Genomic DNA, 13,262 nt, shown 5'->3' on the forward strand with positions numbered 1-13,262 from the left:
AACGTTGACCCGTATGGCTGTTCCCTCGATTCTGGTCGTCGATGACGAAGGCAGCATCCGCCGGACCCTGCGGGAGATCCTCGAATACGAAGGCTTTGCCGTGGATGAGGCGGAGAACGGCAAGGAGGCCCTCGAAAAACTCACCGCCTCGCCGTACGACCTCGTCCTGCTCGACGTCAAGATGCCGGGGATGGATGGGATGGAGGTGCTCCAAACCATCTCGGAGAAGATGCCCGATCAGCCGGTGGTCATGATCTCCGGGCACGGCACCATCGAGACGGCCGTCGAGGCGACGAAGCTCGGCGCCTTCGACTTCATCGAGAAGCCGCCGGACCTCAACCGGCTCTTGCTCACGATCCGCAACGCCCTCGATCGGGGACACCTCGAAGCGGAGAACCGCCGCATGCGGCAGACCATCGCCGAGAAGCACGACCGTGAGCTGATCCCCATCCTCGGGGAGAGCCCGGCGATCCAGCGGATCAAGTCGACCATCGAACGGGTCGCGCCGACGGAGGCGCGGGTGCTCATCACCGGCGAGCCCGGCACCGGGAAGGAGCTCGTCGCCAAGTGGATCCACCACCTTTCGAACCGGAGCCGTGGCCCCATGGTGGAGGTCAACTGCGCCGCCATCCCCGGCGAACTCATCGAGAGCGAACTCTTCGGGCACGAAAAAGGCTCGTTCACCGGCGCGACGAAACAGCGCATCGGAAAGTTCGAACAGGCGCACGAGGGCACGCTCTTCCTCGACGAGATCGGCGACATGAGCCTCTCGGCGCAGGCAAAGGTGCTGCGGGCGCTTCAGGAGAACAAGATCAGCCGCGTCGGCGGCGACCGCGCCATTCCGGTGGACGTGCGCGTCCTTGCGGCGACGAACAAGGATCTGCTCAAGGAGATCGGCGAGGGCCGGTTCCGCGAGGACCTCTATCACCGGCTGAGCGTCATCCTCATCCACGTGCCCCCGCTGCGCGAGCGCCGTGAGGACATCCCGCTCATCGCCCGGCATTTCTCCGTGCACATCGCGCGGCGGAACGGGCTGGGCGAGAAGCACTTCACCGAGGAGGCGCTGGAACGGCTGATGCGGCTCGAATGGCGCGGCAACGTGCGCGAACTCCACAACGTCGTCGAGCGACTGCTCATCCTCAGTGAGGGCGATGAGGTCACCGCCCGCGACGTGGATCGCTTCGCGCAGTCGGGCCATGCGGCCGGCAACCCCGTCGAGAACCTGATCGACCAGTACGAAGAGTTCAGCGCGTTCCGCGATCAGGCCGAGAAGCTGTTCATCGAACAAAAACTGCGGCAGCACGACTGGAACATCAGCCGCACCGCCGAGGCCATCGGCATCCAGCGCTCGCACCTCTACAACAAGATGAACAAGTACGAGATCGAGCGGGAAGACCGGTAACGCGCACGGGAGCCGCGCACCCACCGGCAAACGAACGCTTTCTCCGAACCTGTACGGTCAGGCGCCATGAATCCCATGCTCGTCGTTCGGGACCTGAAGAAAAGCTATCCGACCGGCGCGGGCGACCGTCTGGTGGTGCTCGACGGTGTGGATCTGGACGTGGAGGCCGGGACGGTGATCGCCGTGGTGGGAGAGAGCGGCACGGGCAAGAGCACGTTGCTTCATCTCATCGGAGCGCTCGATCGTCCCGACGCCGGAACGGTGCTCTTCGAGGGAGAGAATATTTTCGAGAAAGGGGAAGAAGAGCTGGCCTCGTTCCGCAACCGTTCGATCGGATTCGTCTTCCAGTTTCATCACCTGCTGCCCGAGTTTACGGCGCTCGAGAACGTGGCAATGCCGGCCCTCATCCGGCGTCAGCGGCTCGGAGAGGCAAGAGGGCGGGCGCTCGAACTGCTGCGGGTGCTCGGCCTCGAAGCGCGCGCCGACCACCGGCCCTCACAGCTCTCCGGCGGCGAGAAACAGCGCGTCGCCATCGCGCGGGCACTCATGAACCGACCGGCCCTCGTCCTCGCCGACGAGCCCACCGGCAACCTCGACACGAAGACCGCCGACACGCTTCACCGGGAGATCATGCGGCTGAGCCGGACCTATCATCAGGCGTTCGTTATCGTCACCCACAACCTCGCCTTCGCGGCCATGACCGACCGCGTGTTCCGGCTCGAACAGGGGCGTCTCCACCCCGTCGATGCCGCCCTCACCGCTTCCTGGCTACCCTGATCGGCGGCCCCTCTATCTGCGGAGAACGCGCGCGCGAACGCCGCGTACAAGCGACCCGGTACCACGCGATCTGCCATCCATCCGTCCATGATCATGATCGATACGCCTGTGCTCGACCCCGCCATCGGTTTCGTCGATGAAGCCCTCGATCCGACGCTCGACCTCTTCGAGGAGATCGAACGGCTCAAACGAGAGAAGAACGCCGTGCTTCTGGCGCATTATTATCAGGAGCCCGACATCCAGGACATCGCCGACTACATCGGGGATTCGCTCGGTCTCTCGCGTCAGGCGGCCGAGACCGACGCCGACCTGATCGTCTTCGCGGGCGTGCATTTCATGGCGGAGACGGCGAAGATCCTCAACCCCTCGAAAAAGGTGCTCCTCCCGGACCTCAACGCCGGGTGCTCTCTCGCCGACTCGTGCCCGGCGGACGATTTCGCGGCGTTCAAGGCCCGCCATCCCGGACATGTCGTGATTTCATACATCAACTGCTCCGCCGCCACGAAGGCGTTGAGCGACATCATTTGCACCTCGTCGAACGCCGAGCACATCATCCGTCAGATCCCCGAGGACCAACCGATCATCTTCGCTCCGGACCAGAACCTCGGACGCTTTCTGATGAAACAGACGGGCCGGGACATGGTGCTGTGGGACGGCGTGTGCATCGTACACGAGACGTTTAGCGAACGTAAGCTCATCGGGCTGAAAGTGCGGTTCCCGGACGCGCCGGTGCTCGCGCATCCCGAATGCGAGGAGGCCGTCCTGCGCCATGCCGACTTCATCGGGTCCACGAGCATGATCCGTCGTTTCGCGAGCGAGGACGCCCACGACACCTTCATCGTCGCGACGGAGGAGGGCATCCTCCATCAGATGCAGAAGGACAATCCGGAGAAGACATTCATTCCCGCGCCGCCGGAGAGCGGATGCAGTTGCAATCAGTGTCCGCACATGCGGCTGAATACGCTCGAGAAGCTATACCTCTGTCTCAAGCACGAGCAGCCGGAGATCACGATGGACGAGGCACTTCGCGTGCAGGCGCTGCGCCCTATCGAGCGCATGCTCGAGATGAGCGCCGCCATCCGGTGAGGACCGGGGGCCCCGTGAATGTAACGCTTAAAGTCAAGCAGGATGGGTAAAAACAAGAGACCGGTTGGTGGAAGAATCGCTTCTCCGAGGAGCAGGGATATGGGCCCGGACTCAAAACGTCAGGCGGATGCCGGTCATCGGTTCGAACCGGCGCTGAACGAGGTAGCGCTCGGTTCCGTCCGCGGCATCGCCGACGCGCTCGTACGTGTAGCGCGCCCGGACGTAGACACGGAAATGCCGGAAGAAGCGGTAGTCGGTTCGAAAGACGAGGGCCGATTGATCGCCGAGGTCGTTGAGGAGTGAGAAGAAGCTCCGGAGGCCGCCGCGATCCTGCCCGATGTACAGGCTGAACCTGCGGGCGCGGAGGTAGAGGCGAAAGTGGTAGGTGCTGAGGGCCTGCGAGCCGTAATGGCGGCGGAAGGCGTACCAGAACTCGAAGCCGCTGAAGAGATACAGCCGGAACTCGGTCACGAGGTCGTTGCCTCCGGCGGCATCTTCGAGGGCGACGCCGGCGAAGGACGCTCCGTCATCGCTGCCCGAGCCTTCGGTGCGGAGGATGCGGGCATGGAGGTTGTTGACGGTATAGAAGGCGTCGAAATAGGAGGGGATGAACCGCTTGCTGTTATAGTGAAGGGCGAGTCGGAAGCGGAATCGGGCGAGGTCGATGAAGTTTTCGGAATGGAGGTCTGCGCCGAAGAAGAGACCGTTTCCGAACCCGTCGAACCACGCCACGCTGACGAAGGGGGAGAACGTGAGCGCGCCGGATCGAAACACGTCGAGGCGGGCATCGAGGTTGAATGCGGTCAGCCGGGGCACGCCGGGCGGGCGGGGGGCGAGGTCGGTCGTGTAGTTGAAGCCCAGTTGAAGCGAACGGGCGCGGTAGTTTTTCGCGAAGAACAGCGGGGAGAGCGCTGCTCGCGCGCCCGTCACGCCGTCGAGGAGGACGTTGTCCGTGAAGGCGGCCACTTCGAGGGGGCGGGTGCGCCACATCGCTTCCACGCCCACGGTGCGTTCATCCCATGCCACCCGCGAGTTGAAGAAGTCGACGACGTGCCCGGCGCCGAGACGCATCCGCTCGATAGGCCCGGCGCGGAGGTAGAAGCGCGACCGGGGTTGGAGCGGGAGGCGGGCGAACTCGAGCAGGCGGAGCGCATCGTAGGCCTCGTCGATGTCGGGGCGATACGTGCCGTAGATGCCGGCGCGGAAAGCACCGCTGAGCCGGGCCGTGAGCGGGCGCGTGGCGAGGTTTACCGTAAGGCCGACGGCCGTCCGCCACTGCGCCCCGATGAGCGAGAACCCGCCCATCACGTCGAGGACCTGATTCCTTTCCCACCAGAACCGCTGTTCTTGCTCGCGCGGGTCGTCCGAGGAGCCGAAGAACACGGGCGTTTGTGCCCGCGCAGTGCCGGAAAGCATTGCCGCTGCCGCGAGGAGCGCGAAGAGGTACGCCGAACCGACACCAAACTTGCGTCCCACTGTACACTTTCCGGGCGGGTGGTTATGTTGCGTCGGCTTTCCAACGGCGGCGATGGCGCGCCCGTTCCGAAGGGCGGACGTGGGGCGCCGCCGAGATTTGTTCGGCTCTGCCTGTTCTCTTTTACGATCTCTCTCGTTTCTTCGTGCAAGCAATAGACTGGCTCATCGTTTTTTCGTACATGGCGGCCACGCTCGGCATCGGCGTGTATCTCGGGCGACGGGCGTCATCGTCCATCGAGGAATATTTCGTCTCCGGGCGATCGCTGCCGTGGTGGCTGGCGGGCGCTTCCATGGCGGCAACGACGTTTTCCATCGACACGCCGCTGTACATCGCGGGGGTGGTGGGCAACCGGGGCATCGCGGGCAACTGGGAATGGTGGGCCTTTGCGATGGGCCACGTGGTGCTCATCTATGTTTTCGCGCGGCTGTGGCGGCGGAGCGAGATCGTGACCGACGCCGAGGTGATCGAACTTCGGTACGGGGGGCGGCCCGCCGCGGTGCTCCGGGGCGCGAAGGCGTTCCTCTTCGCCGTGCCGATCAACTGCATCGCCATCGGATACATCATGCTCGCGGCCGTGAAGGTCGTCGGGGCGCTCGGCATCTGGCAGGGCCTCGGGTATGCGCCCGACGAGCGGGTGCTCGGCCTCGACCCCAAGCTCCTCACGGTAGCCGGCATCTCGGCGCTCGTGCTGGCCTATGCCGGTTTTTCGGGACTCTGGGGCGTTGTCACCACCGACTTTTTCCAGTTCTTCCTCGCGCTCTTCGGGGCGATTCTCGTGGCCTTCTTCGCCGTCCGAAGCCCGGAGATCGGCAGCCTCGCGATCCTCGTGGAAAAGGCCCAGGCCGTCACCGACTTCGACGTGCTCGCGTTCATCCCGTTCACCCTCGGCGCTTCGGGGAATTGGTGGAGCGTCGGGTGGAGTGCCTTCGCGGGCATCTCGGCCGGCACGTTCTTCGGGTACGTGCTGTTGCAGTGGTGGACGTTCCGCCGATCCGACGGCGGCGGTGAGTTCATCCAGCGTCTGGCCGCCTCTAAGGACGAAGCCGAGGCGGAGAAAGCGGCGTGGTTCTTCAACCTCATGCACTATGTGGTGCGCACGTGGCCGTGGGTGCTCGTGGCGCTGGCCGCGCTCGTGATCTATCCCTCGCTCGAAGACCGAGAACTCGGCTATCCGAAGCTCATGCTCGACTACCTCCCGCCGGGCGTCCTCGGGCTCGTCGTGGCCTCGCTCATCGCGGCGTTCATGAGCACCGTCTCCACGCAGATCAACTGGGGCGCTTCCTACCTTACGAACGACCTCTACCGCCGCTTCATCCATCCCTCGGCGACGCAGCGCGAGCTGATCCGGGTGGGGCGGTATGCTTCGGTGCTCATCACGGCGCTCGGAGCCGTGGCCGCCTTCTTCGCCCGCGACGTGGCGACCGTCTTCCGCCTCGTCATTGCCATCGGAACCGGGCCGGGCGTGGTGCTCATCCTCCGGTGGTTCTGGTGGCGGATCAACGCGTGGGCCGAACTCTCAGCCATGATCGCGGGCTTCCTCGTCGGGCTGTTCACCACCGTCGTGCCCGTGCTCACCATTACCGACTTCGGCATGCGCCTCTTCGTCATCACCGTCATCACCTCGGTGATCTGGGTGACGGTGATGTCCCTGACGAAGCCGGAGACGCCGGAGACGCTGGCGGCTTTCTACCGGAAGGTGCGGCCGGGGGGACCGGGATGGCGGGCGCAGCGTGCGGCTACGGGGGTGCCGCCGGCACAGTCGCTCAAGCACGACCTCCTTCGCGTGCTGGCGGCGTTGCCTCTGCTCTTCGGGCTAATGTTCGGCCTCGGGGGCGCACTGCTGCTCCGATGGGACGTCGCGGGCGCGATGGCGCTCACGGCAGCCGCCGGCGCACTCTGGTTGTACCGGCTCCGCGTCAACGGGCCGTCGTAAACCGGCTTTCTTCGCGAATCTCTCATGCGTTTCCGGGAAACCCGCCCCGCCCGTGTTCATTGGAAAGATGACGCCTCTCACCCGCAGGGAATGTTCTCAGGATCGAAGACCGCATCGGACGCCGACACCCTATGCCTCGCATCCCTTCCATGCCGCTGTTTCCACTCGAAGTGGTATTCTTCCCCGAGGAAAAGCTTCCGCTGCACATCTTCGAGGCCCGATACAAGGAGATGATCAACGTCTGCCTCGAGTCCGGGCTGACGTTCGGCATCGTGCTGTTCCGAGAAGGGGAAATGGCCGACGTAGGCTGTGAGGCGCGCATCACCCGCGTGCTCAAACGGTATGAAGACGGGCGCATGGACATCGAAGTCGAGGGGGGGCGCCGGTTTCGCATTGCCGAGATTCACCGGGACCGCCCTTACCTCACCGCCGACGTCGAGACGTTCGACGATTCGGACGTGCGCGTGGCGAAAAACCTCCGCGAGCGGCTCATCACGCAGCACCTCAAGCTGCTCGAACTGGCGGGCCGCGTAGTCCGTCCGACGCAGTATCAAAGCGTTCGTCGCGTCTCGTTCCTGATCGCCCACAACGCCGGGCTCAGCCTCGAACAGAAGTTGGAGGTGCTCAAGCTCAATACGGAGAACGAACGCATCGCCTTTCTCGTGCGTCACCTCTCGGCCTTTCTGCCCCGCGTCGAGAAGGTGGAGTCGTTCCGGCGGAAGGTGCGCTCGAACGGGCACATCCGGGATTTCCCGCCCCCCGCCGCAGAAGGGTGAGTCCCGTTGATCTTTGCGTCGGCGCCCGTTACCTTCCGCCCGCACCCTTTCGCTCAAACGGACGACCATGCCCCGCATCGGACCCTATACCCTCCATACCATTGAAACCGGGCGCTTCGGTCTCGACGGCGGCGCGATGTTCGGCATCATTCCGAAGCCGCTGTGGGAACGACGCATCGCACCCGACGCCCGGAACCGCATCCCGCTGAACATGCGCTGCCTTCTGCTCGAAGGCGACGGACGCGTGATCCTCATCGACGACGGCCTCGGAGACAAGTACGACGACAAGTTCGCGGACATCTATGCGGTCGACTACTCGGAGATGGAGCTGCACCGCTCCCTGCAAGCCGCCGGTTTCGACGCCTCGGACGTGACCGACGTGATCCTCACCCACCTGCACTTCGACCATGCCGGAGGCAGCACCCGTCGGGAAGGCGACCGGCTGAAGGTGACGTTCGAGAACGCCCGGCACCATGTGCAGCGGAAGCACTGGGAATGGGCCATGCATCCGAACGCGCGCGAGCGCGCTTCCTTTCTGAAGGAAAACCTCGAACCGCTCGCCGCCTCCGGACAACTGCACCTCCTCGACGGCGACGCTGAGCTTTTCCCCGGCGTCGAGGTGCTCACGGTCAACGGCCACACCGAGGCGCAACAACTCGTCAAGGTGTCCGACGCCGAGCAGACGCTCGTCTTTGCGGCCGACCTCCTGCCCACGACGGCCCACCTCGGGCTCCCGTGGATCATGGCGTACGACGTGCGACCACTCGTGACCCTGTCCGAGAAGGAGGCCTTCCTCGAAGCGGCAGTGGAAGGAGGGTGGCTCCTTTTCTTCGAGCACGACCCCGAGACGGCGGTTGCGGGGCTGCGGCGAACAGCGCGAGGCGTGGCGGCGACCGAAGGGCGACCGCTGTCGGAGCTCTGAGGATCGGGAGCGGGTCCGGGGGGCTCCGAGCTGAACCCTCCGGAGGTGAGCCGTCCCCTGTCCGGAGAACGTTTCAGAGGATCTCCCGGCCGCGCCCTTTTTCGGAAAGGAGGGAACCAAGCCGGGGTTTGGTGTTTTCAGAGGTCTGATTCCGACGGCCGAAAAAGCGACCGCCGCCGCGTCGATTCCCAGTAATAGTTTGAAGAAGATTCATGACACGGTCCACCGAAGTAGAAGCTACGAACTCGAAAGAGTCGATACCCGACGGTGAGATCACCGAGCTTCTGGCCGCCATCCGTACGAACATCTCGAAGGTGCATCACGAGCTGAGCAATCCGCTCTCGATCATCTGTGGGAACGCGGAGCTTCTGATCACGCTGGCGCAGTTGATGGAACTCGGGGACGACATCATTCAGCCGTTGAAAGACATCGAGCTTGCCAGCCAGCAGATGGCCGATTCGATGCACAAGCTCATCGTGCTTCGGGAAATGATCTCGCGTCATCAGAAAGGAGAAAAGCAATAGCCGGAGTCGGCCGCGGATCCGGTAAAGATCTTTAGGATTCGTCGGCGCATCCGATACTACCCTTGAACGGCACCATAGTGTAAGGTATCTTTACCCCGGCACGCCCCCTCTGACACTTCTCAACAGCCTATCGAAGGAACGGTTACCATTCGAACGAACAACCCCGGAGCCGCCGGGTGGCGGCCTGTGGGTCGAGCCTCGTGCTCAGGCGCTCGTTCGTGACGATGCCGGAGGTCTCCGGCGCTTCCTGGAAGCCCGCGCGCACCTGTCGCGAAGACCTTTGTCGTACCCGAAACGGTCCGTTCCCATGCGCAGTCAGTCCCATTTTCTGATCTTCCTCGTGTGTTTCGCCGCCTTTGCGCTGCGTCCGAGCCTCGATGCGTCGGCTCAGCGCGCGACCATGCGCACCGTGGAGACGACGGCGCGCGGCGTGGTGCTCGAAGTGTCGGTGGACTGGTCCCTGCCGCTCCGCGCGGCGCTCGACTCGGCGCGGGTCTCGGCCATCGACGAAGCTTATCTCCTGAGTCTTTCGCAGGGTCTGTGGACGCTCTCGGAGAACGTCTTCCTGCCTTCGCTCTCGGAGCCGGTCGTCACGGTGCTTGCCTCGGACTTCGACGAGGTGGATATGCCGCTGAGCGGTCCGCGTGGGGCGCTCATGGAGGAGCTGCTCACCGAGCCCGTGGCGGGGGTGGGGCTGGGCATGCTTCGGAAGCGCCCGGTCATCACGGTGCAGGCGCGGCTCTACGGGTATGACGCCGGGCGAGGCGCGCTCCGGCGGTACCGGCGGCTCCGCATCGGCGTGACGTTCGGAAGCGGCGAGGCGGCCCGGGCGGCCAAAACGTTCCGAAACCCGCACCTCGCCGTCGAACGAAGCGTCCTCGCCGACGGCATCCTCTTCAAGATCCCCGTCACGGAAGAAGGCATCTATCGCATCGACCGGGCCTTCCTGTCTGCCGTCGGCGCGGCGGTGGGGCTCTCGCCGGACGACATCGAGCCGAACAACCTGCAGGTCTTCGGCAACGGCGGCGCGCCGCTGCCGGCCCGGAACGCCGACGACCGCATCCCCGACCTCGCCGAAAACCCCGTCTTCGTGCGCGGCGGCGGCGACGGCTCCTTCGACGAAGGGGACGTGCTCCTTTTCTACGGCGCCGCCCCGCAGGGATGGCGGTACGACCTCGAAAGCGAGACGTGGACGCATTACACCCACCCCTTCTCGAATGCCAACTACTACTTTCTCAAGGTGGGGACCTCGCCGGGGCTTCGCGTGGGGCAGGAAGGCTTCCCGGAAATCTCGGGTGCGACGGTGCTCACACAGGTGACGGGGCGGCACGTCGTTGACATCGACGAGATCGTGTGGAGCAAGGAGCATGGCTCGGGACACACGTGGGTGAGCAATCAGATCCGCTCCGGCGGCTCCCGCGACATCTTCACCGACCTCTCGCTCCCCGGTCTGGAAGCCGGTGAAGTGACGTACCGGATACGAGCGGCGATCGGGTCCAATCCCGTGGCCACGCTCTCTTTTACGGCGAACGGCGCGGAGATCGGCCGACTGCGCGCGACCCGCCCGGTGGGGCGCGGCGCCGAAGATCCGACTGCGGCGCCCGTCGAAGGGACCTTCACGCATGGCGTGAGCGCGGGGGCGAGCCTCAGCCTGACGATGCGACTGCTCGATCAGGCCAACGAGCCGCAGGCGGCGGTGGACTGGGTGCGCATCTTTTATCCGAAAGCGCTCCGGGCCGAAGGCGGCCTCGTGCGGATGGCCACACCCGGCGGCGAGACCGGATGGTTCGAGTTCGTCCTGCAGGGCTTCGGCGCGGAGCCGCAGGTGTGGGACGTGACCGAACCCGGAGCGATCCGGCGCCTCGGGGTCCAACCCGACGGCAATGCGTATCGCATCCGCGTCCTGGCCGACGACCCGGGCCGCCCTCGCGAATTCATCGCTTTCGCCGAAGCTTCGGCCCTGGCCCTCGATGCTGAGACCGTCGCCGTCACGCCGAATCAAAACCTCCACGGCGACAAGAGCTTCCCCGATTTCATCATCGTCACCCCCAACGTCTTCCTCGAACAGGCCAACGAACTGGCCGAGTACCGGCGTCAGGACGGGCTGAACGTGCTCGTGGCCGTCATCGACGAGATCTATAACGAGTTCTCCGGCGGCCTGCCCGATATGCGGGCCACGCGCGATTTCTTCAAGTTCTATTATGACCGGGCCACGAGCGAGGACACGATGCTCCGATACGTCCTCTTCTTCGGCGACGGGCATTATGACTTCCGGGGCCTCGCAGCCGAAGAAAACGAACTCAGCAACCTGATTTTTCCGTACGAGACCGAGGAATCGTTTGTCCCCGACAAATCTTTCACGAGTGACGACTATTTCGGCCTGCTCGACGACGATGAAGGGGAGTGGTTCTACAGAAACTTTCGCGCCATAAGCACCGAGCGGGTAGACATTGGCATCGGGCGGTTCCCTGTGCAGACCGTCGAAGAGGCGCAACTCCTGGTGGACAAGATCAAGAAGTACGAGGACCCTTCCACCTTCGGACCGTGGCGCAGCCTCTACACCTTCGTCGCCGATGACGGTCCCACGGGACTCGCCGGTACGCAGAACGACTACGACCTGCATATGCAGAACGTCGATCAGGTGGCCGAACTGATCCGCACGTCGCTGAGTCCCTCGTTGAACGTGAAGAAGATATATGCGGAGTCATTCGAACGCGTGTTTCTGAATGGTTTCCGCATTCCTGAAGCCAGGCGTGAAATCATCGCGGCGCTGAATGAAGGGACGTTGCTTTTCAATTACAGCGGTCATGGAGGTCCGGAAGGACTGGCGCAGGAAGAGTTGTTCACGAAGGAAGATGCGGCGGCGCTCACGAACAAGGACCGGCAGGGCATCTTCGTGACGGCGACGTGCTCGTTCGGATGGTGGGACATCGAGGATGAACAGAGCGGGGCGGAGGTGCTCCTGCTCAATCCCAACGGCGGCGTGGTGGCGCTTCTGACCACCGTGCGCCTGGTCTATACCTCGGGCGACACCACTTCGCTCAACGCCGGGCTCAACCGCGCGCTGAATCAGCATCTCCTCACACCCGACGAGAACGGGCGCCCGCGCCGGCTCGGCGACGTGATGCGGCTCACGAAGAACACCAGCGTAGGCCTGCAAGGCAACAGCCGGAAGTTCAATCTCCTCGGCGATCCCTCGATGCGGCTCGGGATGCCCGAACGCACGGCGTCGGTGGAGACGATCAACGGCGTCGAGGTGGCGGCAGAGAGCGCTCAGATGCGCGCCCTCGACCAGATCACCCTTGCCGGCACGATCCGAACGCCCGACGGCCGCGTGGACGAGGGCTTTGACGGTCAGGTGGACGTGACGGTCTTCGACGCCGTCCGGCGGGTCTCGCTCATCGAGCAGGTCTACATGCCGACGCCATATTACACCGTGCGCGAGGACCTCATCTGGCGCGGCGACGTGCAGGCCAACGACGGGCGCTTTACCGCCACGTTCGTCGTGCCGAAAGACATCTCGTACAGCAATGAATCCGGGCGGGTCTCGGTCTATGCTTTCTCGGATGCGGCGCAGGCCATGGGCTTCACGGAAAATTTCATCGTGGGCGGCACCTCGCCGACCCCTCCGATAGACGCCGTCGGACCGGAGATCGCGCTTTTCCTGAACGACACCACGTTCGTCTCCGGAAGCATGACCACGCCCGAGCCGGAACTCATCGTCAAGTTTTTCGACGAGAGCGGCCTCAACACCGTCGGCGCGGGGGTGGGCCACGAGATGCTCCTGATCATCGACGGAAACGAGGGCGATGCGATTGACATCAGCGACGGTTTCCGAAGCGCCGAGAACTCCTTTCAGCGGGGCGAAGTGCGTCGGGCGTTGCCCCGCCTGGAACCGGGCTTCCACACGCTTTCGGTGCGCGCCTGGGACGTGCTGAACAACTCGGGTGAGGCCGAGCTGGCGTTTTACGTGGCCGAGGACGAGACGCTCGAACTGAGGAACGTTTTCAATTACCCCAACCCCATGAGCCGGTTCACACGCTTCGTCTTCGAGCACAATCAGCCGCCGGGCACGGAGGCGCGCATACAGGTGCGCATCTACACGCTCAACGGGCGTCCCATCCGAACACTCGAAGGCGACGAGGCGCTCTTCGGCGGCGTCCTCTCGGGCGGCCCCGTGCAGATCCCCTGGGACGGGCGCGACCAAGACGGCGACCGCGTCGCCACGGGCATCTACCTCTATAAGGTCCGCGTCGAAGTCGCCCGAGAAGAGGGCGAGCGCGACGTGGTCGAACGGATCGAGAAACTGGCCGTCATTCGATAATAGTCCGATGAGGTGAAGATCATGTTTTTAGGAAAGGCAAC

Annotated in this window: 10 protein-coding genes; 8 read left to right on the forward strand and 2 right to left on the reverse strand. The window is 64.2% G+C overall.

What is annotated here, in order from left to right:
- Positions 1–13: 13 nt before the first annotated feature.
- From AC1HIY_RS08200 to nadA, 3 genes are all read left to right on the forward strand, one after another.
- Positions 14–1,402 (forward strand): sigma-54-dependent transcriptional regulator, encoded by a 1,389-nt coding sequence (locus tag AC1HIY_RS08200; protein ID WP_479576237.1) that lies wholly within the window; start codon positions 14–16, stop codon positions 1,400–1,402.
- A 66-nt stretch (positions 1,403–1,468) separates the two neighbouring features.
- Positions 1,469–2,179 carry an ABC transporter ATP-binding protein gene (locus AC1HIY_RS08205; protein WP_479576238.1) on the forward strand — a complete coding sequence of 237 codons (711 nt, stop codon included), beginning with the start codon at positions 1,469–1,471 and terminating at the stop codon, positions 2,177–2,179.
- A gap of 93 nt (positions 2,180–2,272) precedes the next feature.
- Positions 2,273–3,265, forward strand: a complete 993-nt coding sequence (gene nadA, locus AC1HIY_RS08210) for a quinolinate synthase NadA (RefSeq protein WP_479576239.1) — start codon at positions 2,273–2,275, stop codon at positions 3,263–3,265.
- Positions 3,266–3,376: 111 nt separating this feature from the next.
- Here nadA and AC1HIY_RS08215 read toward each other — a convergent pair whose 3' ends face one another.
- Positions 3,377–4,741 carry a hypothetical protein gene (locus tag AC1HIY_RS08215; protein ID WP_479576240.1) on the reverse strand — a complete coding sequence of 455 codons (1,365 nt, stop codon included), beginning with the start codon at positions 4,739–4,741 and terminating at the stop codon, positions 3,377–3,379.
- Between the two features lie 143 nt (positions 4,742–4,884).
- On the opposite strand from AC1HIY_RS08215, the gene AC1HIY_RS08220 reads away from it, so the two are divergent.
- From AC1HIY_RS08220 to AC1HIY_RS08235, 4 genes are all read left to right on the forward strand, one after another.
- The gene (locus AC1HIY_RS08220) at positions 4,885–6,675 is read left to right on the forward strand and encodes a sodium:solute symporter family protein (protein ID WP_479576241.1); all 1,791 of its coding nucleotides are present in this window, start codon (positions 4,885–4,887) and stop codon (positions 6,673–6,675) included.
- 149 nt (positions 6,676–6,824) lie between these two features.
- Positions 6,825–7,451, forward strand: a complete 627-nt coding sequence (locus AC1HIY_RS08225) for an LON peptidase substrate-binding domain-containing protein (RefSeq protein ID WP_479576242.1) — start codon at positions 6,825–6,827, stop codon at positions 7,449–7,451.
- 67 nt (positions 7,452–7,518) lie between these two features.
- Complete coding sequence (locus tag AC1HIY_RS08230; RefSeq protein ID WP_479576243.1) at positions 7,519–8,373, forward strand: MBL fold metallo-hydrolase; 855 nt, start codon at positions 7,519–7,521, stop codon at positions 8,371–8,373.
- 212 nt (positions 8,374–8,585) lie between these two features.
- A complete protein-coding gene (locus AC1HIY_RS08235) occupies positions 8,586–8,897 on the forward strand; it encodes a hypothetical protein (protein WP_479576244.1) in 312 nt (103 codons plus the stop codon).
- Between the two features lie 142 nt (positions 8,898–9,039).
- Here AC1HIY_RS08235 and AC1HIY_RS08240 read toward each other — a convergent pair whose 3' ends face one another.
- Positions 9,040–9,162 (reverse strand): hypothetical protein, encoded by a 123-nt coding sequence (locus AC1HIY_RS08240; protein WP_479576245.1) that lies wholly within the window; start codon positions 9,160–9,162, stop codon positions 9,040–9,042.
- A gap of 42 nt (positions 9,163–9,204) precedes the next feature.
- Here AC1HIY_RS08240 and porU point away from each other — a divergent pair, with 42 nt between their 5' ends.
- A complete protein-coding gene (porU, locus tag AC1HIY_RS08245; RefSeq protein WP_479576246.1) occupies positions 9,205–13,221 on the forward strand; it encodes a type IX secretion system sortase PorU in 4,017 nt (1,338 codons plus the stop codon).
- Positions 13,222–13,262 lie beyond the last annotated feature (41 nt).

The sequence above is a fragment of the Rhodocaloribacter sp. genome, from assembly GCF_056451265.1.